General features: G+C 57.6%; 21 protein-coding genes and 1 tRNA gene. 11 read left to right on the top strand and 11 right to left on the bottom strand.

Translation table 11 applies throughout. The features are described 5' to 3' along the window. The first annotated feature begins 95 nt into the window (after positions 1-95). From cysE to ACQZ51_RS09760, 3 genes are all read left to right on the top strand, one after another. Positions 96-920 carry a serine O-acetyltransferase gene (gene cysE, locus ACQZ51_RS09770; RefSeq protein ID WP_042619328.1) on the top strand — a complete coding sequence of 275 codons (825 nt, stop codon included), beginning with the start codon at positions 96-98 and terminating at the stop codon, positions 918-920. A 94-nt stretch (positions 921-1,014) separates the two neighbouring features. Then, entirely contained in the window at positions 1,015-1,218 is a 204-nt protein-coding gene (locus ACQZ51_RS09765; protein WP_042619327.1) for a DUF3126 family protein, read from the top strand. Between the two features lie 398 nt (positions 1,219-1,616). Beyond that, positions 1,617-1,691, top strand: a tRNA-Glu gene (locus tag ACQZ51_RS09760). A gap of 90 nt (positions 1,692-1,781) precedes the next feature. Here the strand turns inward: ACQZ51_RS09760 and recJ are convergent. The 5 genes from recJ to ACQZ51_RS09735 all read right to left on the bottom strand — a co-directional run bounded on the left by recJ (position 1,782) and on the right by ACQZ51_RS09735 (position 7,367). Beyond that, a complete protein-coding gene (gene recJ / locus ACQZ51_RS09755) occupies positions 1,782-3,584 on the bottom strand; it encodes a single-stranded-DNA-specific exonuclease RecJ (protein ID WP_448777558.1) in 1,803 nt (600 codons plus the stop codon). Between the two features lie 97 nt (positions 3,585-3,681). Further along, positions 3,682-3,882 carry a hypothetical protein gene (locus tag ACQZ51_RS09750; RefSeq protein ID WP_448776796.1) on the bottom strand — a complete coding sequence of 67 codons (201 nt, stop codon included), beginning with the start codon at positions 3,880-3,882 and terminating at the stop codon, positions 3,682-3,684. A gap of 751 nt (positions 3,883-4,633) precedes the next feature. Beyond that, complete coding sequence (gene gatA, locus ACQZ51_RS09745; RefSeq protein WP_448776794.1) at positions 4,634-6,115, bottom strand: Asp-tRNA(Asn)/Glu-tRNA(Gln) amidotransferase subunit GatA; 1,482 nt, start codon at positions 6,113-6,115, stop codon at positions 4,634-4,636. A 59-nt stretch (positions 6,116-6,174) separates the two neighbouring features. Then, positions 6,175-6,462 carry an Asp-tRNA(Asn)/Glu-tRNA(Gln) amidotransferase subunit GatC gene (gene gatC / locus ACQZ51_RS09740; protein ID WP_042619626.1) on the bottom strand — a complete coding sequence of 96 codons (288 nt, stop codon included), beginning with the start codon at positions 6,460-6,462 and terminating at the stop codon, positions 6,175-6,177. Positions 6,463-6,662: 200 nt separating this feature from the next. Further along, positions 6,663-7,367 carry a metal-dependent hydrolase gene (locus tag ACQZ51_RS09735; RefSeq protein WP_448776792.1) on the bottom strand — a complete coding sequence of 235 codons (705 nt, stop codon included), beginning with the start codon at positions 7,365-7,367 and terminating at the stop codon, positions 6,663-6,665. Positions 7,368-7,449: 82 nt separating this feature from the next. Here ACQZ51_RS09735 and ACQZ51_RS09730 point away from each other — a divergent pair, with 82 nt between their 5' ends. After that, positions 7,450-7,752 (top strand): alkylphosphonate utilization protein, encoded by a 303-nt coding sequence (locus ACQZ51_RS09730; protein ID WP_448776790.1) that lies wholly within the window; start codon positions 7,450-7,452, stop codon positions 7,750-7,752. Positions 7,753-7,761: 9 nt separating this feature from the next. Next, a complete protein-coding gene (ruvX, locus tag ACQZ51_RS09725) occupies positions 7,762-8,253 on the top strand; it encodes a Holliday junction resolvase RuvX (protein ID WP_448776788.1) in 492 nt (163 codons plus the stop codon). On the opposite strand, the gene ACQZ51_RS09720 is transcribed toward ruvX, so the two are convergent. The 4 genes from ACQZ51_RS09720 to ACQZ51_RS09705 form a co-directional block, all read right to left on the bottom strand. Then, complete coding sequence (locus tag ACQZ51_RS09720; protein ID WP_448776786.1) at positions 8,193-8,522, bottom strand: DUF6105 family protein; 330 nt, start codon at positions 8,520-8,522, stop codon at positions 8,193-8,195. The two genes, ruvX and ACQZ51_RS09720, sit on opposite strands and share 61 nt — an antisense overlap. Next, positions 8,519-8,680 (bottom strand): hypothetical protein, encoded by a 162-nt coding sequence (locus ACQZ51_RS09715; protein WP_448777599.1) that lies wholly within the window; start codon positions 8,678-8,680, stop codon positions 8,519-8,521. Before ACQZ51_RS09715 ends, ACQZ51_RS09720 begins: the two co-directional genes overlap by 4 nt. A gap of 202 nt (positions 8,681-8,882) precedes the next feature. Continuing rightward, a complete protein-coding gene (locus ACQZ51_RS09710) occupies positions 8,883-9,527 on the bottom strand; it encodes a TetR/AcrR family transcriptional regulator (protein WP_448776784.1) in 645 nt (214 codons plus the stop codon). Positions 9,528-9,684: 157 nt separating this feature from the next. Then, a complete protein-coding gene (locus ACQZ51_RS09705) occupies positions 9,685-10,569 on the bottom strand; it encodes a helix-turn-helix domain-containing protein (RefSeq protein WP_448776782.1) in 885 nt (294 codons plus the stop codon). Between the two features lie 230 nt (positions 10,570-10,799). Here ACQZ51_RS09705 and ACQZ51_RS09700 point away from each other — a divergent pair, with 230 nt between their 5' ends. Beyond that, positions 10,800-12,584 (top strand): methyl-accepting chemotaxis protein, encoded by a 1,785-nt coding sequence (locus ACQZ51_RS09700; protein WP_448776780.1) that lies wholly within the window; start codon positions 10,800-10,802, stop codon positions 12,582-12,584. Positions 12,585-13,047: 463 nt separating this feature from the next. Beyond that, the gene (locus ACQZ51_RS09695) at positions 13,048-14,841 is read left to right on the top strand and encodes a methyl-accepting chemotaxis protein (RefSeq protein ID WP_448776777.1); all 1,794 of its coding nucleotides are present in this window, start codon (positions 13,048-13,050) and stop codon (positions 14,839-14,841) included. 107 nt (positions 14,842-14,948) lie between these two features. Here ACQZ51_RS09695 and ACQZ51_RS09690 read toward each other — a convergent pair whose 3' ends face one another. Then, positions 14,949-16,601, bottom strand: coding sequence for an acyl-CoA dehydrogenase family protein (locus ACQZ51_RS09690; RefSeq protein WP_448776776.1), 1,653 nt, complete (start codon positions 16,599-16,601; stop codon positions 14,949-14,951). A gap of 154 nt (positions 16,602-16,755) precedes the next feature. Here ACQZ51_RS09690 and ACQZ51_RS09685 point away from each other — a divergent pair, with 154 nt between their 5' ends. Genes ACQZ51_RS09685 through dprA form a run of 4 tightly spaced genes read left to right on the top strand, consistent with a single transcriptional unit; the run spans position 16,756 to position 20,808 of the window. Beyond that, entirely contained in the window at positions 16,756-17,697 is a 942-nt protein-coding gene (locus ACQZ51_RS09685; protein WP_448776774.1) for an aspartate carbamoyltransferase catalytic subunit, read from the top strand. Beyond that, positions 17,694-18,986 (top strand): dihydroorotase, encoded by a 1,293-nt coding sequence (locus ACQZ51_RS09680; protein WP_448776773.1) that lies wholly within the window; start codon positions 17,694-17,696, stop codon positions 18,984-18,986. Before ACQZ51_RS09685 ends, ACQZ51_RS09680 begins: the two co-directional genes overlap by 4 nt. A gap of 28 nt (positions 18,987-19,014) precedes the next feature. Next, on the top strand, positions 19,015-19,632 hold the full coding sequence (plsY, locus tag ACQZ51_RS09675) for a glycerol-3-phosphate 1-O-acyltransferase PlsY (protein ID WP_448776771.1): 618 nt from the start codon (positions 19,015-19,017) through the stop codon (positions 19,630-19,632). Between the two features lie 33 nt (positions 19,633-19,665). Then, positions 19,666-20,808, top strand: coding sequence for a DNA-processing protein DprA (gene dprA, locus ACQZ51_RS09670; protein WP_448776769.1), 1,143 nt, complete (start codon positions 19,666-19,668; stop codon positions 20,806-20,808). Here dprA and ACQZ51_RS09665 read toward each other — a convergent pair. Next, complete coding sequence (locus ACQZ51_RS09665; RefSeq protein ID WP_448776767.1) at positions 20,761-21,165, bottom strand: hypothetical protein; 405 nt, start codon at positions 21,163-21,165, stop codon at positions 20,761-20,763. The genes dprA and ACQZ51_RS09665 overlap by 48 nt on opposite strands. Positions 21,166-21,182: the final 17 nt, after the last annotated feature.

The raw sequence follows: 21,182 nt of genomic DNA, 5'->3' as shown, positions 1-21,182 counted from the left end.
GATGCTTTCGCGTCTTTAACCGCGTTGGTAAATCACCATTTCTAGGCAACAGTTTTTTCTGTATAAGAACGGCACGAAATCGAGGGAGACCAGTTATGGTCGCACGTACAGAGGCACGCCAGCAGGAGCACCTTTCCGTGGTTGATCCCATCTGGGGAAGTCTACAAAACGAAGCACGTGCGGCGGCAGCGCAGGATCCGCTGTTATCGGCCTTTTTCTATTCCACAATTTTGAACCACCACTCGCTGGAAGCCTGCGTCACCTATCGCATTTGCGAACTGCTGGACCACCGCGACATGCAGGCCGTGCTGCTGCGCCAGACATTTGAAGAAATGCTGGAAGACTGGCCGGAATGGGGCTCCATTCTGCGCGTGGATATTCAGGCGGTCTATGACCGCGACCCCGCCTGCACCCGTTTTCTGGAACCTGTCCTTTACTTCAAGGGCTTTCAGGCTATTCAGACGCACCGGCTGGCGCACTGGTTGTGGCAAAAGGGACGTCGTGATTTTGCGCTCTATCTGCAAAGCCGCGCCTCCAGCGTTTTCCAGACCGATATCAACCCTGCAGCGCGCATCGGCAAGGGCATGTTCCTCGATCACGCCACTGGCCTTGTCGTCGGTGAAACCGCTGTCATTGGCGACAATGTCTCCATTCTGCATGGCGTCACCCTTGGTGGCACCGGCAAGGAAGGCGCAGACCGCCACCCCAAGATCAGCAGCGGCGTTTTGATTGGTGCGGGTGCGAAAATCCTTGGCAATATCGAAATCGGCGCATGCTCGCGCATTGCCGCGGGCTCCGTCGTTCTCAAGCCCGTGCCGCCCAACGCAACCGTTGCCGGTGTGCCAGCGCGTGTGGTTGGCGAAGCCGGATGCAGCGAGCCATCCCGCATCATGGATCAGATCGTCGGGGCGGATATCTAGGCTTTCGGAGCTGTGCGTTTTTACAGCTCCACTTTACTTTCGCCTTTAAGCCATGCCAAAAGCGGCGCAACGTGAACCGCACAGGAGAACAGTGGTGAAAGCCGAAGAAATCAAAAAGCTCGACGCCTATTTCAAGCGTACCTTCAATGAAAACATGGTTGTGAAGGCCCGCCCACGCAAGGACGATTCGGCCGAAGTTTATGCTGGCGAAGAATTCCTTGGCGTCGTCTATATCGATGACGAAGACGGCGACCGCTCTTACAATTTCTCCATGGCCATCCTCGACGTAGATCTGTAATCGCCATCCAGCGATCCCATTATCACCATGCGGTGATAACTAGTTTTCAAGCCGCCCGCGACGAGATGTCTGCGGGCGGTTTTGTTTTTGAATTGGGCCGCAAATATTTTGCAAAACCTGCGGAACCAGTTTCTGGATTGTCCGTTATTCCCACGTCCCCCGATGAGGCGTGGGGTTACAATGTGGGAACGCCCCCTGTACCCCGATGTAATCCCACGCTTCCCCCTCTCCCATTTTCATTTGTGACAGTGCTTTACGCCGCATCATCCTGATGTTGCGCGGGTTTTCCACAGCCTTGCTGCATGCTGGAACAAAAAATGTCATCGAAATGCAAAAAAATGAAAATAGGCGCTTGCGGAGAATCCAGTGCCTGACTATAAGGGCGCCACACAAGGTATGCGCCCTTCGTCTATCGGTTAGGACGTCAGATTTTCATTCTGAAAAGAGGGGTTCGACTCCCCTAGGGCGTACCACTTCTCTAATCATTTCATCGTAATAGACGCGTCAGTTAAAGCTGTTTGTAATGGCTTCCGGCTGAAGACTTCGTCTGCGTCCTGCGCTGTTTAAGGCGCGAGAGCGGCGTCCAGCACGCGCAGCTGCACCCTTTTCTGTCCCTGCCATTGATCTGCACCCAACGTGCCCGCGACGTGGATTTGGCGTCCCCGGGCGTTCATCAGCATTTGGCCGAGAGGCGCGTCTGCGGCACGGAATGCGATGCCATCCAGCCGGGAGCCATCCATGGCCTCAAGCGTGATCTTGACGTGGGACGTGCCGACGATACGCACATCGCGCAGGCGATGGGCGGGCACGGCGAAGATGGGTTGCGAGTGGCCGGAGCCAAAAGGGCCTGCCTGCTCCATCTGCTCTACCAGCTCCAGCGTGGCGCCGGATGCGCCGATGGCACCATCGATCTTCAGCACACTGTTCTCGACCAATTGGAAGACCGTCTTCTGCGCCGCTTCTTCGAAGAAGGTGCGCAGGCGCCCCAGATTGGCGCGCTCCACCGTCAGTCCAGCTGCCATCGCGTGACCGCCACCCTTGACCAGCAGACCGGCATCCACGGCGTTGCGCACCATCTTGCCCATATCGAAGCCATTGATGGAGCGCCCGGAGCCTGTGCCCTTACCCTGCGAGTCAAAAGCGATGGCGAAGGCCGGGCGGCGGAAGCGGTCTTTCAGGCGGGAGGCCAGCAAGCCGACGATGCCAGGATGCCAGTTCTCCCGCGCCGTGACGATCACGCCAGCGCCGGTGCCGTCTCCATATTCATAGAGAGCCTCTGCCTCCGCTTCGGCCAGCATGGCAGCTTCCATGGCCTGGCGTTCGCGGTTCAACTCATCCAGCTTTTCCGCAATGATTTCGGCTTGCGATTCGTCATCCAGCGTCAGCAGACGGCTGCCGAGCGCCGCATCGCCAATGCGGCCACCGGCATTGATGCGTGGGCCGACCAGAAAGCCGAAGTGATAGGGCGTGACAGGCCCACCGAGGCCAGCCTTCTTGAAAAGGGCGGCAAGGCCAGCATTCTTCATATGGCGGGCGGCGATCAAGCCTTTCACCACATAGGCGCGGTTCAGGCCCTTGAGCGGCACCACGTCGCACACGGTGGCAAGCGCCACAATATCCAACAGGGACAGAAGATCGAGCGTATAGGCGCGGCTGTCGCGCGCGTCCTTCAATACGCGCAGCGTGGCGACCAGCACCAGAAAAACGACGCCCGCCGCGCAGAGATGCCCCTGCCCCGAAAGGTCGTCCTCACGGTTGGGATTGACCAGCGCCACGGCTGGCGGCAACTCAGTGCCAACCTGGTGGTGATCGATAACGACCACATCGGTTTTGGCATCGCGCGCAGCTGCCAGCGACTCATGGCTTGTGGAGCCACAATCGACGGTGATGATGAGGGTGTTGCCATTGGCGGCAAGCTGCTGCATGGCGGCGGGGTTGGGGCCGTAACCTTCGAAAATACGGTCAGGAATGTAGATTTCCGGCTCCAGCCCGAAATGGTGCAGGAAGCGGAACATCAACGCGGATGAAGAGGCACCATCCACGTCATAATCGCCGAAGATGGCAACCTTTTCCCGGCCCTTAATGGCGGCGGCAATGCGTGTGGCCGCCTTTTCGCAATCCGTCAGCGTCAGTGGATCGGGCATGAGGGAACGGATGGTGGGGTCCAGAAAGGCCAGTGCATCATCAACGCCGACACCACGGCCTGCCAGCACACGGGCAATCAGCTCGGGAATGGCATGAACCTGCGACATGGCCAGAGCACGGTTCTGCCCGGCCTGATCCAGCCGCGACATCCACTTCTGCTCCGTTGCCGACCGATCCACCCCGAGAAAGGCTCTCGGCACAGCATCGACCGGTTCATTCATTGCCATTCGTCAGCTACCCATCCAGCCAGATTGTCCAGACTATGGGGCTAAAGGCCGAACCGGGCTTTTTCAAGCACAAATCTCTCGTCTGCGCGGCTTACCACATCGGCAGGAAGATGAAGGCGGCAAAAGCCGCTGAAATGGCGGCGATTAAGCACGGCAAGCGCCAATCGCGCCCCTGCCCGTCTGCCTCGAATTCCAGACTGCGTAGATTGTCATTCGCCCCCGTCTTGCGCGATCTATGATCGGGATCCGGGCGAACAGAATTGTCTTCCTTGAACAATATCGATGATTTCACGGCCACGCCTCCCAACGTTTTGTGAACATGCGGCATCTTACCACCACACAGCGCTTTTGTACAAAGATTCGATTTTCAAAAATCCCCTGAACACACGTCAGCATTCACGCGGCGCGCTGGCGCCCGTGGCATGTTCATTCGACCCGGAGAGCTCACGCAAATGCTGTTGCGTCTCTGGTATGGTTCATTCTGTGGCTGCGCATTTGCGTGGCCCTTTGCGTCGAAAAGTCTTAGGGCAGCAGCTGAGCCGTGAATGGTCCCGGCTGTGCCCCAAATCGTCATCCATCAAGCCTTAGCCGCCGCTCCAACAGTGAATGGTTGAAGCACCGACCGAGGCCTGCACTCATGGCAGCATCGAGCCTCGCCCGCACGTTCCGGGCAAAATTCAACGCTCCCAGCTCCCCTGCCTGCAATGTCTCGCGATACACTGCCGTCAGGGACGCGTGTAGATTTTAGGCATGGGTGTTGGGGACATTGAGAAAATAAATTTAAGTTTTTTGGGGGAGGGATTTTTGGTGGGTTAGGATTGCGGGTGTGGCTAATCCCCTCCTGCCCTGCCCGGCGTTTCCCCCCACAAGGAGGAAGATCGAACCGTCTGTGCGCCTTGCCTATATCCCTACCTGATGGGGAGCCAGACTCGCAGACCTACGCCCGATAAACATTCACGTCCAATTGAACGTTCAAGCGGTAAAACCAACAAGGCCGACCGCAATGCGATCGGCCTCTGTCATGGGTCGAATTTTGTGTCCGCTTACCACCACTTAGCAGGCGTAAACTTGCCTGCGGCCTGTTCGATTGCGTAGGCAGTCTTGAACAGGGTTTCTTCCTCGAACGGTTTGCCGATGAGCTGGAGGCCGAGGGGGAGGCCTTTGCCATCCAGGCCGGCGGGGACGGACATGGCGGGCAGACCGGCCATGTTGACGGTGATGGTGAAGACGTCCTGAAGGTACATCTTGACCGGATCTGCCGCCAGTTCCTTATCACCGATTTCGAAGGCCGAGGATGGGGTGATCGGGGCTAGAACGGCATCGACGCCCTCGTGGAAGACAGTTTCGAAGTCGCGCTTGATGAGCGTGCGTACCTTCTGGGCCTTCAGGTAATAGGCATCGTAATAACCGGCCGAGAGCACGTAGGTGCCGACCATGATGCGGCGTTTGACTTCCGAGCCGAAACCGGCGGCGCGGGTCTTTTCATACATGTCGGCAATGTCCTTGCCATCGACGCGCAGGCCGTAACGGACGCCATCGTAACGGGCAAGGTTGGACGAGGCTTCAGCCGGGGCCACGATGTAATAGGCAGGCAGCGCATATTTGGTGTGCGGCAGGGAGATATCGACAATCTCGGCGCCGGCATCCTTCAGCCATGCAATGCCCTGCTGCCAAAGCTTTTCGATTTCTTCCGGCATGCCATCAACGCGGTACTCCTTGGGAATACCGATCTTGAGGCCCTTGAGCGACTGGCCGATGGCCTGTTCGTAATCCGGCACCGGCAGATCGACCGACGTCGTATCCTTGGAATCGACGCTGGCCATGGACTTCAACAGAATTGCGGCATCGCGCACATCGCGGGCGATGGGGCCAGCCTGATCAAGCGAGGACGCGTAAGCGGCAATGCCCCAGCGCGAAACTCGGCCATAGGTTGGCTTGATGCCAACAGTGCCGGTGAAGGCTGCGGGCTGGCGAATGGAGCCGCCAGTATCGGTTGCAGTGGCACCGGCGCACAGATGCGCGGCAACAGCGGCTGCCGAACCACCGGAAGAGCCGCCGGGCACGAGGTTCTTATCCGAACCATTGGCGCGCCACGGGTTGACGGTTGGGCCGTAATAGGAGCTTTCGTTGGACGAGCCCATGGCAAACTCATCCATGTTGAGCTTGCCGAGCATCACAGCACCGGCATCCCACAGGTTCTGGGTCACGGTGGATTCGTATTTCGGCTTGAAGCCATCCAGTACATGCGAGCAGGCCTGCGTATGCACGTCGCGCACGGCGAAAAGGTCTTTAACGCCGAGCGGTATGCCTTCCAGCGCGCCAGCTGCGCCAGCAGCACGCCTGTCATCGGAGGCCTTCGCCATGTCGCGCGCCATATCAGGAGTGAGCGCCACATAGGCGTTCAGCTTTTCATTGGCCGTTTCGATGGCGGACAAATAGGCATTCGTCAGTTCAACTGAGGTGAATTCCTTGGCGCCAAGTTTGTCGCGGGCTTCGGCAATGGTCAGGCTGGTCAGGTCGGTCATATCGGCAACGGCTTTCGAATTATATCAATCGGACGGGCGGGAGCAAACCGGCTTTAGGCTTACTCGACCACCTTCGGGACGAGGAAGAAATTGCGGTCCGTGTTCGGCGCATTGGCGACGATATCCTCGGCCTTGGCTCCATCGCTCACCGCATCTGTGCGCTTCTTCATGGCAACGGGGGTGACGGATGTCATCGGCTCGACGCCATCGACATTCACTTCCGAAAGCTGCTCCACGAAACCGAGAATGCCATTCAACTCACCCAGCATCTTCTGGGCTTCGTCTTCGCTGACGGCAATACGGGCAAGGCGCGCAACGCGCTTTACGGTGGCAAGATCGACGGACATGGTTCTACTCCAGTCAAGAATTTTCCTACCCGCTATAATGACCGCGCCCGAAGTTCGCAACCGGGAACGGTCTGGATGAGCGCCGAATTTGGCGAGATATCTCGCAGCAGACCTGCCGCGTCTGGAGCCGGATGTTTCGCCCATGTCAGCCCTTTTGATCTCTCGATGGCTGACATGGGTAGATGAAGTCTGTTTTCAGATCAGAACGACAATGCCTGTCCAGCGCTTGGCGTATCCACCCGGGATTGCCCGCCTTCCATTCCGTTGACGAATTTTTCCGGGGTCTGGTCGATCATGGGGAACGAGCCGTAGTGGCAGGGGATGACGTTGCGGAACTTGAAGAAGCGCTGGCAGGCCAGTGCCGCGACCGCGCCGCCCATGGTGAAACGGTCGCCGATGGGAACGAGGCCGATGTCGGGCTCGTGCAGTTCTTGGATCAGGGCCATGTCGGAGAAGATGTCCGTATCACCCATGTGATAGACGGTCGGGCCGTCTTCGAAATGCAGCATCAAGCCGTTGGCATTGCCCAGAGCATGGCTGACGCCATCTTCTGTGATCTGCGATGAAGAATGCAGCGCATTGGTGAATGTGACGGAAAATCCGTCAAAACCGACTGTGCCGCCGGTATTGCCCATTTCCAGCCGGGATACGCCCTTCGAACCCAACCATGTGGCCAGATCAGCATTGGCTAGCACTGTAGCACCAGTGTCCTTTGCCAGCTGGATCGTATCGCCCACATGGTCGCCATGACCGTGGGTGAGCAGAATGTGGGTGATGCCGTTGGCAGCGTCCTTGGCATCCTGCCCGGCAAAGCTGGGATTTCCGGTGAGAAACGGATCGATGAGGATTTTTGCTTTACCGGTTTCGAGGCGGAATGCGGCATGACCAAGCCAGGTCAGTTTCATGGAGGTTCTCCTTTGTGTTACCGATATATTATGACATAGGACGGGCTATACAACTGGACCGTCTCAAATTCTGGAGTGACAAATGGCAGCCGATGACGACGAATATGTGTACGACGAAGCGTCAGGTGAATGGCGCCCTGCATCAGAGGTTGCGGCCCAGGCTGCCAAGGGCAATGAGGTGCGCGATGCCAGCGGCACGCTTCTGGTTGATGGTGATTCCGTTACCCTCATCAAGGACTTGAAGGTCAAGGGTGCGGGCACGACGTTGAAGCAGGGCACGGTTATAAAGTCCATCCGCCTCACGGAAAATCCCGAAGAAATCGATTGCCGTCACGATGCCATCAAGGGCCTCGTGCTGCGCACCGAATTTGTACGCAAACGCTGAGACCTATCCATGGCGACGTTGACGATTGAGGAACTGGCAACTTTTCTGCAGCCAGGACAGGCTATTGCGGGGCTGGACCTGGGCACCAAGACCATCGGCCTTGCCATGTCCGATCTGTCACGGCGTTTTGCCACGCCTCGCCCGGTTCTCAAGCGCATCAAGTTCACGCAGGATGCAGAGCTTCTGCTGGACTTTGCGACGAAGGAAAAGGTTGCTGCCTTCATCATCGGCCTGCCAACCAATATGGATGGTTCCGCCGGGCCGCGTGTTCAGGCAACGCGGGCTTTCGTGCGCGCCATGAGCGACAAGACTGCCCTGCCTTTCGTCTATTGGGACGAGCGGCTTTCCACCGTGGCCGCTGAGCGGGCTTTGCTGGAAATGGATGTGTCTCGTGCCAAGCGGGCGCAGCGGATCGATTCGGCGGCCGCCAGCTTCATTCTTCAAGGTGCGCTGGACAGGCTTTCGGCGCTAGGACGAGATGTTTCCGCCTTTGCGGACTGACGCTTGCGCCACCATGCAGCGATTTCTTTTCTCTTGCGAAACGCGATGATGGCCATGACGATAAGGCTATCCATCGCGATGGCGCGTGCCACCAGCGGCGGGATGGTTTCCGGCGGGATGCCGAGGATGTTTCCGTAAATCTGGAACACCAGATCATGCGACTGGCGCGTGAGCATGAAGAAGCCGAAGCTCATGTCGTTGTAGGACAGCCCGTACCAGGCACCCAGAAACGCGACGGGCCCAGCCCAGAGAATCAGAAACCACTTCATGCCATCTGCTCCCGTGAAAAGACTGGTTCGGGCGCAATCGCCAGAACGGCCCAGCGCAGGCAAGCCATGAGGCACAGGTTTACCGTCGGAACATCAATGTCCAACGGCAGCATTGCGAAGAACGTCATCATGACGATCAAGGATATCCATCGGGTCACGGCGGTTCCTTTTCACACGCCCACAGGCGCATGGTTAATGATTTCTTAACACAATGATCCCGTCACTCCAGACGGGCAAATGGAAGTTGGTGTTATGGTTAACAAACGGCGTAGGGCTGTGGATAAGCTCTCCGCTTGAGGCATTAACGCGCGAGCAGCTATTTAAGGGCACGCTTTGCCGAGCAAGTTTGATCGCGCTCTCTCAACCGTAAACGCCGCGAACGATTCGCTTCACGGCTGTGCCGATTTTGTCCCAATCCTTGGGCGTTTTCAGCGCAACGCCGGCAAACTGTCCCGATGTGACCGACGAGATGACAAGGTGCTGGATGGCCGCGAAGATCACGGCGTTGACGGTGGCCGTATCCACACCCTTCGGGGCCTGAAGCGAGCCGCGCATCTTTTCCAGCCACTTGGCCAGCGCCTTGGCGCGGGCATCTGCCAGTTGCTTCACCTGCGGGGTGTTTTCAGAAACTTCCCAGGCGATGATCTTGCACACGAGCGGATCGCTGCGCAGCGCCTCGATATAATAGAGCGCCAGCTTTTCCATGAGATCGCCATAGGTCAGCAGAAACATGCCGCCGGTATCTTCGGGAATGCGATCCTTCACCCAGGAACCCAGGTCTTCGCCGATGGCCGCAACCAGACCTTCCAGCCCGCCGAAGTATCGATAGATGAGTTGCTTGTCGCAGCCAGCGCGGCGCGCCACGGCATTGATGCCAAAGCCCTGAAACCCCTCCTCCGCGAGCAGCGTTTTTGCCGCATTGAAGATAGAGCGTTCGGTCGCGGCGCGATCCCGGATGCGTTTTTCGGAAACAGCCTCGCCAGAGGTCTCATTGATTGCCAGCATGTTTCCGCAACTCTCCGCGTGGTGACGTTACTAACGCAGTTAGCAAAGGGTTAATTTCACGGCAATGTGCGAGGAGCCCGGAAGGCGAAGGAATGTGTGGATGAGTTGAAGAAGCGACGTTTGCGACGAAAGATTGCCTCGAAAATAACTGAAAGTATCAGGTACTGCGGCGGAATGAGAGTGGGGTTTGTCCCACCACATCCCGGAACGAGCGCCCCAGCTGGCTTGCGCTGCCAAAGCCGCAAGCGGTCGCGATCTCTGCGATGGATAGCCGCGTTTTCGCCAGCATCGACTGCGCCCGCTCGATCCGCTTGCGGATGACGAACTGATAAGGCGGCTCACCGAACGTTGCTTTGAACGCGCGAGAGAAATGAAACCGCGTCAAGCCGGTGATGGCCGCGAGATCATCAAGCCCGATATCGGATGAGAGATTAGCCTCAACATAATCCGTCAACAGACGGCACTGCGTCTGGCCAAGCTGGCCGGACCCGCCAATTTTTGCGGGGTTCTGCGCGCCCAGTCGCACCATTTCCAGAGCAGCGGTAAGCCCGACGGTTTCCGAATAGACTTTTGAGGATGGCCGTTCGTGATCAGCCATGATGTGGCCGAGCTTGCGCATCGTTGAACCAAGTTCCCTGTCCTGAAAGTAAATATTCGCCCGCAGCTCCAAACGCGCAAACTCCGCCTGCAACTCCTCCTCCATCACGGCGGGGTCAAAGCAGACGACGGTAAACGCGTTCAGGCGGTCTACCGGTTTTGCCCAGCCTTCAATTGTTTGCCCCTTGGGGACATACGTCATCAAATCCCGCAAGTCGGTCGCGGCAACCGGCCGTTCGCCGGAAACTTCCATCTCCCCATCCAGCAGCACCAGATCATGATGGGCCAGATAGTGACTTTCACCCTCCCAGCGAAACTCATATTCGGCAGGCAGATGAAGCCGGGAATATTGCACGGATACCCCACGCCAGCTCTTTGCCGTGTGGACTTCTGTAGCGGGGCGAGCATCAGAGAAGGTTAAGTGCAGTTCGTCGTTTCGTTTCATTGTCGCTTTTTACGCACTTTGAGTTGCAGGAAGTTTTTCAGGCGCAATAAACACTCGGGCTAATTGTGCGAATAAAAACAATACCTTACGTAGCGTGATGTGCAAAAAATTTACCTGTGATTCAGGTCTTATCGTTAAGTTATCAGATAATAAGTTTCTAACGCAAGCAGCCTCCCCAAGCAGCTGATGAACGTGGAAACGATGCGATTTTACCAGACATGGAGAATGGAATGCTGGGTTTCGGCGGTGCGGACGCGAAGGCCGTGCTTGATGCAATGAGCAAGTCTCAGGCGATTATCGAATTCAAGACCGACGGTACAATTCTTAAGGCAAACGAAAATTTCTGCCGCGTGCTGGGTTACCAACTGCACGAAATCGTCGGGCAACACCATAGGCTGTTTGTCGACCGTCTGGAGGCAGATTCCCCCGATTATCGCGGCTTCTGGGCCAAGCTTGGCCGTGGAGAGTACGAAAGCCACCAGTTCAAGCGCATTGCCAAAGACGGCAAGGAGGTCTGGATTCAGGCTTCCTACAACCCTATTTTTCGTGGTGGCAAGCCATACAAGATCATCAAGTTTGCGACCGATATCACGGCGCAGAAACTGAGGAGCGCTGAAGACAGTGGCACGATGAGTGCCATTTCCCGCGCACAGGCCACCATCGAGTTCACGCCCGATGGCGAGATCCTGAACGCGAACGACAACTTTCTGAACGCCCTCGGCTACCAGCTCTCGGAAATCAAGGGCAGGAAACACGCGATGTTTTGCGAGCCTGCCTACACCCAGAGCGCGGAATACAAGCAGTTTTGGCAAAAGCTGGCGGCTGGAGAATTCGTGGCCGGCGAGTTCACACGTCTGGGTAAGGGCGGCAATAAAGTCCACATTCAAGCCTCGTACAATCCCATCTTCGACATGAATGGCAAGGTGCTAAAGGTCGTGAAGTTTGCGACCGATGTGACCGAACGCGTCAACAATGTCGATCAGTTGGCCAACGCTCTCAAGGGCCTGTCCGAAGGCGACCTGACACAGCAGATCACCAGCCCCTTCCTGCCTGCGCTGGAGCGCCTGCGGCTTGACTACAACTCGACCTCGGAAAAGCTGCGCAGCACACTGGAGACCGTTGTTGAAAACGCTGGTGCGATTTCAACGGCATCCCGGCAGATTCAGTCCGCCTCCAATGAGTTGGCAAAACGAACCGAGCAACAGGCGGCCTCCGTGGAGGTGACGGCGACGGCGCTCAAGGAAATTACCACTACAGTCGCCGATTCCAGCAACCGCGCTCACGAGGCCGGGCAGATGGTGCGCAAGACGAAGGAAAATGCCGAATACTCCGGCAAGGTCGTCAATCAGGCTATCGAAGCCATGGGCAAGATCGAGCAGTCGGCCGGAGAAATTGCCAGCATCATCGGTGTTATCGATGAAATTGCGTTCCAGACCAACCTGCTGGCACTGAATGCCGGTGTTGAGGCGGCACGCGCTGGCGAGGCTGGCAAAGGCTTTGCTGTCGTCGCTCAGGAAGTGCGTGAACTTGCGCAACGCTCTGCAAGGGCTGCCAAGGAAATCAAGACGCTCATCAACGCCTCCAACGGCCACGTGAAGAATGGCGTGTCTCTGGTGGGTGACACCGGCGCAGCCCTTCAGGAGATTGTCGAACAGGTCGTGGAGGTCGATGGCAATGTCAGTGCCATTGTCGAAAGCTCCCGCGAACAGGCGACTGGCTTGAAAGAGATCAATGTCGCCGTGAACAACATGGACCACGGCACACAGCAGAATGCTGCAATGGTTGAAGAGACGTCGGCAGCGGCCCATACCCTGGCGGATGAAGCGGCCCGGCTGCTACCGTTGATCGGAAAGTTCGACATTGGTGCCCGCAATAGGAATCAACACCCGGCACCAAGCCGTCGTCCCGCCCCTTCCTCGGCGCCCGCTCCGGCGAGGCCCATGAAGAAGAGTGTTTCCTATGCCACCAACGGCAACGCAGCACTCAAACCCCAAGGGGGCTGGGAAGAGTTCTAAGACACGCATTTTGAAAGTAAAAGAAGGCAGATGAATGTTGATTGCACCTGCCTTCTTTGCAGCATGACAAACACCAGAGACCTTATGAAGACTTGGCGTTTAACGTGACCGTTGGATAGAGAAAAACGGCGTTTTTGCACGCATCGAACAATTGTAAGATACTGGAAATACCGGACCTTTTTGCCATCATCATGCAGTATGGATGCTTGCAGGCATGTCCAAATTAAAGAACTTCAATACTAAATTTCGCCCCCTCGTTGCATCTCTTGTTGGAACTCAAGAATAGCAAAGCTGCATCTGAGCAAAATGCTGCTAAAATCAGCAATAAATGCAAATATCGAGCCGATAATTTAGAGCTTGTAAACATGTCTAAGTGACAATCGCCAAAATGAAGCAAGGCCTGCTCTCTAGCGTCTGAAGGACATCGGACAAGCGGCGAGCGAATACGACGTTGGAGAATGGAATGCTGGGTTTTGGCGGTGCGGATGCGAGAGCCGTACTTGAGGCGATGAGCAAGTCTCAGGCTATCATCGAATTCAAGCTTGACGGTACAATTTTGACAGCGAACGAGAATTTCTGTCGTGCGCTCGGTTACCAATTGCAGGAAATCGTTGGGAAACATCACCGGGTATTTGTAGACGCAGCTGAGGCAAATTCACCTGAGTATGGCGCTTTCTGGGCCAAGCTCGGCCGTGGCGAGTATGACAGCCGTCAGTTCAAGCGCATCGCGAAAGACGGCAAGGAAGTCTGGATTCAGGCTTCATACAATCCGGTTTTTCGTGGAGGCAAGCCTTACAAGGTCGTGAAGTTTGCGACTGACATCACGGCGGTGAAGTTGAAAGCGGCGGAAGATGAGGGCACACTCAACGCGCTTTCCCGCGCGCAGGCTACCATCGAGTTCACGCCTGATGGCGAAATCCTGAATGCGAACGAAAACTTCCTGAATGCCCTCGGCTATCAGCTTTCCGAAATCAAGGGCAAGAAACACGCTATGTTCTGCGAGCCTGCTTACACTCAGAGCGCGGAATACCGCCAGTTCTGGGCCAAGTTGGCATCAGGAGAATTCGTGGCGGATGAGTTCATGCGTCTCGGCAAGGGCGGCAAGAAGGTCTATATCCAGGCCTCGTACAACCCCATCTTCGACATGAATGGCAAAGTGTTCAAGGTTGTGAAGTTTGCGACCGATGTGAGCGAGCGCGTCTCGAATGTTGCGCAACTGGCTGATGGTCTGCAGAGCCTGTCCGAAGGCGACCTGACACAGCAGATTGCCGTGCCTTTCCTTCCCGCGCTAGAACGCTTGCGGACTGACTTTAACGCTACGTCGGCCAAGTTGCGTAAAACCCTGGAGACAATTCTCGAGAATGCTGGAGCGATTTCAGCGGCATCGAGCCAGATTCAGACAGCCTCCAATGAGTTGGCCAAACGCACCGAGCAGCAGGCGGCCTCCGTTGAAGAGACGGCTGCGGCGTTGGAAGAAATCACCACGACTGTCTCCGATTCCAGCAACCGCGCTCACGATGCCGGCCAACTGGTACGCAAGACCAAGGAAAATGCCGAGTATTCCGGAAAGGTCGTCAGCCAGGCTGTCGAGGCCATGGGCAAGATCGAGCAATCGGCTGGCGAGATCGGCAACATCATCGGCGTCATCGATGAAATTGCCTTCCAGACCAACTTGCTGGCACTGAACGCTGGTGTTGAAGCCGCACGCGCTGGCGAGGCCGGCAAGGGCTTTGCCGTTGTTGCACAGGAAGTGCGTGAACTCGCGCAACGCTCTGCAAAAGCTGCCAAGGAAATCAAGACGCTCATCAACGCCTCCAACGGCCACGTCAAAAACGGTGTGTCACTGGTTGGGGATACCGGCACAGCACTTCAGGACATCGTTCAACAGGTCGTGGAGGTCGATGGCAACGTTAACGCCATTGTTGAAAGCTCGCGCGAACAGGCAACAGGTCTGAAAGAGATCAACATCGCCGTCAACACCATGGACCAGGGCACGCAGCAGAATGCGGCAATGGTTGAGGAAACATCCGCGGCCGCCCATACGCTCGCAAATGAAGCGGCCCGTCTGTTCGCGTTGATCGGAGAGTTCAACATTGGCGTTCGCAACACGGACCAGCGCTCTGCCGTCTCGGCACCGAGCCGTCGTCCAGCCCCCTCCTCGGCGCCTGCTCCGGCGCGGCCCATGAAGAAGACTGTTTCCTACGCCACCAATGGAAATGCGGCTCTCAAACCCCAGGAGAGCTGGGAAGAGTTCTGATACACACAGCTTGAATGAGAAAAGGCAGGTGCACATTGATCGTGCACCTGCCTTTTTGTTTTTTCAAAGCGCTGCCGGTCACACTGTAACCGGCGGCGCCTTAGGTTTTAGTTTGCCGGTGGATAAAGCAGATCGATGATGTAGGACGCGTCGAAGCGGCTATCCAGCATGCCGTAGGTGTGGCGGAAACCGCCTGCGAGGCGTGTTTCGAGGAAAGCATCGGCAATGCGACCGGCACCGATGCGGCAAAGCTCCGCAGCGGCAGCGGCCAGCGCGAACTGTTCCACCAGCATGCGGGCAGCACCCTCGTCGCGTTCGCACAGCGCGATTGCGGCGCGCAACACATCGGTGGTTTTCTTGCCAGAGGGGCCAAGATCGCGTTCCAGCACTTCGAACACGAGATCGAAGAGATCCCGACCGCGCTGGAGAACACGCAGCACATCCAGTGCCATGACGTTGCCGGAACCTTCCCAGATCGCATTGACGGGAGCTTCACGATAATGGCGGGCGATGGGGCGATCTTCGATGTAGCCGTTGCCGCCGAGGCTTTCCATGGCTTCGTAAATCAAGGGAGGCGCGATCTTGCAGCACCAGTATTTGACAATTGGCGTCATCACACGGGCATAGGCCGCTTCTGCCGGATTGTTTCGGGCGCTATCGAACGCAGCAGCCAGACGGAAGGACAAGGCGGTTGAAGCCGCCACATCCAGCGCCATATCCGCCAGCACACGGGTCATGATGGGCTGAGCGACGAGCGCCTTGCCGAAGACGTTGCGGCCACGGGCATAATGCACAGCCTCCGCCAGCGATGCGCGCATCATGCCCGAGGAGGCAAGCGCGCAATCAAGCCGGGTCAGTGTGACCATATCCAGAATGGTGCTGATGCCGCCACCGGGCTCGCCCAGCAGATAGCCGAACGCATCGGTGAACTCGACTTCGGCTGACGCATTGGAGCGGTTGCCTAGCTTGTCTTTCAGGCGCTGGAAATGCAGGCCATTGGCCGAACCGTCTTCCAGAAAGCGCGGTACGAGGAAGCAGCCCATGCCATCGCCCATCTGCGCCAGCATGACGAAACCATCGCTCATGGGGGCAGACAGGAACCATTTGTGGCCGGAAAGGCGATAGATGCCCTCGCCCACGCGTTCTGCCGTGGTGCGGTTGGCACGCACATCGGTACCACCCTGCTTTTCCGTCATGCCCATGCCGATGGTCACGGCTGTCTTCTGCATGGCGGGCTTTTGCGACGAATCATATTTGCGCGAGAGAATCTTCGGTGCCCATTCCTTCTGCACGCGTGGCGATGACATCATCGCGGCGACGGAAGCATGGGTCATGGTCAGCGGGCACAGGTGCCCTGCTTCCAGCTGTGAGGTAAGGTAGAATTTGGTGGCGCGTGCCTTGTGCTCGTTGCCACGGGTTTCGGGCGTATTTTCCCAGGCGCTGCTGTGCAGGCCTGAGGACATGGAGCGGCGCATGAGCGCATGCCAGGCAGGGTGGAATTCCACCTGATCCAGCCGCTCTCCGCGTGGGCCGTGGGTGTGCAGTTTCGGCTCGCTGACATTGGCCATGCGGGCCAGTTCCTGCGCTTCCGAGGAGGTCACATAGCGGCCGATCTGATCAAATTCATCTCGCAGAGGGCGCGAAAGACTGGATGTCAAATCCACAATCAGCGGGTCTGTGCGATAGGCATTGATGCCGGACCAGAGGCTAGGCTGGTTCAAATCGGCGAGCTGTTCTTCTGTCCGGTTCATATTCGTCATCGCGTGGCTATATCGGGATTCGCATTTTATTGCATGTATTAGGTCTGCCCCGGCTTATCGCATGCTTGCCGACAAAGCCACCTGTCTTTATAGACCCGATAACCAAAGCCAGAGCGCCGGGACAGGCGCTATTGTGACCCGGAGGACATATTCCATGGTCTATTATCCCCACCGCCACCTGCTTGGCATCAAGGGGCTTTCCCATCAGGATATCACCACTCTTCTAGACAAAGCTGACGAGGCTGTGAAAATCAGCCGCCAGCGCGAGAAGAAGACATCGACCCTGCGCGGGCTGACGCAGATCAACCTGTTTTTCGAAGCCTCGACCCGCACGCAATCATCCTTCGAGCTTGCCGGCAAACGGCTGGGCGCCGATGTGATGAACATGTCGGTGGGCAATTCGTCCGTCAAGAAAGGCGAGACGCTGATCGACACGGCCATGACGCTGAATGCCATGCGGCCAGATGTGCTGGTGGTGCGCCACTCTTCCGCTGGTGCTGCCGCCCTTCTGGCGCAAAAGGTGGCATGCTCGGTGGTCAATGCCGGCGATGGCCAGCATGAACACCCGACGCAGGCACTTCTGGATGCGCTGACAATTCGCCGCGCCAAGGGCACGCTTTCTGGCATGACGGTAGCGATCTGCGGCGATGTGCTGCATTCGCGTGTTGCCCGCTCCAACATCATCCTCTTGAACCAGATGGGCGCTCGGGTGCGAGTCGTTGCACCGCCAACGCTCCTGCCCTCCGGCATCAACCTGATGAGTGTGGAAGTGTATCACGACATGAAGGAAGGCCTTGCGGGCGCCGATGTGGTGATGATGCTGCGCCTGCAGCGCGAGCGCATGTCCGGCTCCTTCGTGCCTTCGGTGCGCGAGTATTTTCATTATTACGGGCTGGACGCCGAAAAGCTGAAAGCCGCCAAGGAAGACGCGCTGGTGATGCACCCCGGCCCGATGAACCGTGGCGTTGAAATTGCCTCCGAAGTGGCCGATGGCCCGCAGAGCGTGATCGAAAGCCAGGTGGAAATGGGTGTGGCCGTGCGTATGGCCGTTATGGAAACCCTTCTTCTTTCGCAAAACCAGGGAGAGCGCGTATGACCGCCGCAACCGTTCTCAAGAATGTCCGCATCATCGATCCATCCCGCAATCTCGATGAGGTCGGAACGATCATCATCGGCGCTGACGGCACGATTCTGGCTGCTGGCAAGGATGCGCAAAACCAGGGTGCACCCGAGGATGCGACCGTGCATGATGGACGCGGCGTGATTGCAGCGCCGGGTCTGGTGGATGCCCGCGTGTTTGTGGGTGAGCCGGGCGCGGAACACCGCGAAACCATTGAATCCGCTTCGCGGGCTGCGGCAGCGGGTGGCGTGACCAGCATGATCGTGATGCCGGATACCGATCCCGTCATCGACGACATTGCGCTTGTGGAATTCGTGAAGAAGAAGGCGCGCGACAAGGCGCTGGTCAATATCTATCCGGCAGCGGCGCTGACAAAGGGTCTGCGCGGCGAGGAAATGACCGAATTTGGCATGCTGCGCGAAGCCGGGGCCGTTGCCTTCACCAATGGCCGCAAGGCCATGCAAGACACCGCCGTGCTGCGCCGGGCCATGACCTATGCGCGAGAACTGGGCGCGGTGATTTCACTGGAGACCCGCGACCCCTATATCGGCCATGGCGACATGAATGAGGGCCTGTTTGCGAGCTGGCTGGGGCTTTCAGGCATTCCCCGCGAAGCCGAAATCATTCCGCTGGAGCGGGATTTGCGCATCGCCGCGCTGACCCGTGCCAACTACCACGCCGCCAAGATTTCCGTGCGGGAATCGGCAGAAGCGATTGCGCATGCAAAATCGCGGGGCGTGAAAGCGACCTGCGGCATTTCCATCAACCATCTGACGCTGAACGAGAACGATATCGGCGAGTATCGCACCTTCTTCAAACTTTCCCCGCCGCTGCGCTCCGAAGACGACCGCATGTTCATGGTGGATGCGTTGAAGGACGGCACGATCGATATCATCGTCTCATCGCATGATCCGCAGGATGTGGACACCAAGCGCCTGCCATTCTCGGATGCGGCAAGCGGTGCCATTGGCCTTGAAACCATGCTGGCGGCCGCTCTTCGGCTCTATCACAGCGACCAGGTGCCGTTGATGCGCCTCATCGATGCGCTTTCCACCCGCCCCGCGCAGATCTTCGGGCTGGACGCCGGAACGCTGAAACCGGGCGCGAAGGCTGATATCACGCTGATCGATCTTGACGAGCCATGGCTGGTTTCCGAGAAAAATCTGGTGTCGAGGTCCAAGAACACACCGTTTGAAGATGCACGCTTTACCGGCCGCGCCGTTGCAACCTATGTTGCAGGCAAGCTGGTCTATTTCAACCAATAAAAGACTCGACGGGACTGAGGGGACATCCATGACCGCATTGACTGTTTGGGAAACCGCGCCAGCATTGCTGGCGCTCGCAGCGCTGGTGGGGTACCTGCTGGGTTCAATCCCATTCGGCCTCATCCTGACCCGCGCAGCCGGTCTGGGTGACGTTCGCAAGATCGGCTCCGGCAATATCGGCGCGACCAATGTGCTGCGCACCGGCAACAAGAAGCTGGCAGCCGCCACATTGCTGCTGGATGCCCTGAAGGGCACGGCAGCGGTGCTGATCGCCAATGCCCTCTGGGGTTACGAGGCCTCACTGGTTGCGGGCTTCTTCGCCTTTCTCGGGCATCTGTTTCCCGTATGGCTCGGCTTCAAGGGTGGCAAGGGCGTTGCCGTCTATATCGGCGTTCTTCTGGGGGCTGCACCGTTGATGATGCTGGCCTTTGCGGCGATCTGGATCGCCACCGCCTATATCACAAAATACTCATCTCTTTCCGCACTGGTTGCAATGCTTGTCATTCCGGTTGCATTGTGGATATTAGGGCCTGAGAAGACGGCTCTGCTGGTGACGCTGCTCAGCGTGATCTCCTGGTACATGCACCGGGAAAACATCAAGCGGCTGCTGGCGGGGACGGAAAGCAAAATCGGGAAGAAGGGCTGAGGCGCAAGCGTCTTGCCCTGATGGGGGCAAGACATGCCGCATGACGGCGAAACGAAGCGCGGCATCGCGCTTAACGACCGGCAACGCATTGCCTGGCTTCGGCTCATTCGCAGCGACAATATCGGTCCGGTGACGTTCCGGGAATTGATCAACCACTTCGGCAGTGCCGAAAAGGCGCTGGACGCCCTGCCCGATCTTTCCCGCCGGGGCGGATCGGCGCGCAGCCCGCGCATTGCCTCCGTTTCAGAAGTTGAACGGGAGATCGAAGCCGCCGCACAATTCGGCGCGCGATTCGTGGGCATTGGCGAGCCGGATTATCCACCGGCACTGCGCGAAATCGATGGCGCGCCGCCGATCATTTCCATGAAGGGCTCAGGCCGCACGGCGGTTCGCCCCTCCATCGGCATTGTCGGATCACGCAATTCCTCCATCAATGGTTCGAAGTTTGCGGCCATGCTGGCGCGCCAATGCGGCCAAGCAGGCTATACGATTGCATCCGGTCTTGCTCGCGGCATCGATGCGGCGGCCCACACTGCCAGCCTTTCCACCGGCACCGTCGCCATGCTGGCAGGCGGGCTGAACAGGCCATACCCGCCGGAAAACCTGCGTCTGCTGGATGAAATCTATGAAAATGGCGGCGCCAGCATCAGTGAAATGCCGTTTGGCTGGGAGCCGCGCGCCAGAGATTTTCCGCGCCGAAATCGGCTGATCGCAGGCGTTTCCATGGGCGTTCTGATTGTGGAGGCGGCGGACCGCTCGGGTTCGCTGATTACCGCGAGACTGGCGGGCGAATTCGGGCGGCTGGTTTTTGCGGTTCCGGGCTCACCCCTTGATGCTCGGTGCCACGGGACCAACCGGCTGATCAAGGATGGGGCAATGCTGGTGACGGAGGCAGCGGACATTCTGAACGCGCTGCGACCACTCATGGAGCCATCCCTGCCATTCCAGCACATTGCCAAGGAAAGCGCCGAAGATATGGAGATTTCACCACCCCGTGAGGATGACCGCAGCATCATCGCATCCGCACTCGGACCCTCGCCGGTTGAGACGGATGACATTATTCGCCACACAGGCCTGCCCGCCTCGACTGTCTATCTCGTGCTTCTGGAGCTTGATATAGCGGGGCGGTTAAATCGGCATTCCCAGGGGCGGGTTTCGATCAATATGGCTGACTGACAGCTTGCGACGACCAGTTTTAATGTCTTCTGCCTCAATGTAAGCCATTTCAATCAGGTAAAGCAGCATGTCGGCACCCTCTACCTTCGCGACATACCGCAACTCTGAAAGCATCTGACTGATATAAGCAATGTTTGGCGGTATCTGCGCGTCTTTGCCCTTGTTGTTATTGTCTGCATTCACACCCATGTTTACCCCGATCAACCCGACAAAACGCGATGTCTTCCAAAGAGCATCACCCCATGCAGGCAACCATAACTTGTTTATCCTGAATTGCAATATGCAATCCGGTCGCCAAAAGGTTGCATAACGGTGTAATGGCAGAAAAACGTTGCTTGCCTCTTGACCGAAGCGCATTACCTGTCCATGTCGAA

Source organism: Agrobacterium sp. CG674, assembly GCF_053521645.1.
Note: the sequence above shows the minus strand (reverse complement) of the source record. Positions and strands in the feature narration are given on the sequence as shown.

Excerpts from the sequence above, each read along its gene's own strand:
- gatA (WP_448776794.1), bottom strand. The coding sequence starts at position 6,115 with ATGACCGACCTGACCAGCCTGACCATTGCCGAAGCCCGCGACAAACTT.
- ACQZ51_RS09720 (WP_448776786.1), bottom strand. The coding sequence starts at position 8,522 with ATGAAGTGGTTTCTGATTCTCTGGGCTGGGCCCGTCGCGTTTCTGGGT.
- ruvX (WP_448776788.1), top strand. The coding sequence starts at position 7,762 with ATGGCGACGTTGACGATTGAGGAACTGGCAACTTTTCTGCAGCCAGGA.
- ACQZ51_RS09685 (WP_448776774.1), top strand. The coding sequence starts at position 16,756 with ATGGTCTATTATCCCCACCGCCACCTGCTTGGCATCAAGGGGCTTTCC.
- ACQZ51_RS09735 (WP_448776792.1), bottom strand. The coding sequence starts at position 7,367 with ATGAAACTGACCTGGCTTGGTCATGCCGCATTCCGCCTCGAAACCGGT.
- ACQZ51_RS09700 (WP_448776780.1), top strand. The coding sequence starts at position 10,800 with ATGCTGGGTTTCGGCGGTGCGGACGCGAAGGCCGTGCTTGATGCAATG.
- ACQZ51_RS09730 (WP_448776790.1), top strand. The coding sequence starts at position 7,450 with ATGGCAGCCGATGACGACGAATATGTGTACGACGAAGCGTCAGGTGAA.
- dprA (WP_448776769.1), top strand. The coding sequence starts at position 19,666 with ATGCCGCATGACGGCGAAACGAAGCGCGGCATCGCGCTTAACGACCGG.
- ACQZ51_RS09695 (WP_448776777.1), top strand. The coding sequence starts at position 13,048 with ATGCTGGGTTTTGGCGGTGCGGATGCGAGAGCCGTACTTGAGGCGATG.
- ACQZ51_RS09665 (WP_448776767.1), bottom strand. The coding sequence starts at position 21,165 with ATGCGCTTCGGTCAAGAGGCAAGCAACGTTTTTCTGCCATTACACCGT.
- gatC (WP_042619626.1), bottom strand. The coding sequence starts at position 6,462 with ATGTCCGTCGATCTTGCCACCGTAAAGCGCGTTGCGCGCCTTGCCCGT.
- ACQZ51_RS09710 (WP_448776784.1), bottom strand. The coding sequence starts at position 9,527 with ATGCTGGCAATCAATGAGACCTCTGGCGAGGCTGTTTCCGAAAAACGC.
- ACQZ51_RS09690 (WP_448776776.1), bottom strand. The coding sequence starts at position 16,601 with ATGACGAATATGAACCGGACAGAAGAACAGCTCGCCGATTTGAACCAG.
- ACQZ51_RS09705 (WP_448776782.1), bottom strand. The coding sequence starts at position 10,569 with ATGAAACGAAACGACGAACTGCACTTAACCTTCTCTGATGCTCGCCCC.
- plsY (WP_448776771.1), top strand. The coding sequence starts at position 19,015 with ATGACCGCATTGACTGTTTGGGAAACCGCGCCAGCATTGCTGGCGCTC.
- cysE (WP_042619328.1), top strand. The coding sequence starts at position 96 with ATGGTCGCACGTACAGAGGCACGCCAGCAGGAGCACCTTTCCGTGGTT.
- ACQZ51_RS09680 (WP_448776773.1), top strand. The coding sequence starts at position 17,694 with ATGACCGCCGCAACCGTTCTCAAGAATGTCCGCATCATCGATCCATCC.
- recJ (WP_448777558.1), bottom strand. The coding sequence starts at position 3,584 with ATGAATGAACCGGTCGATGCTGTGCCGAGAGCCTTTCTCGGGGTGGAT.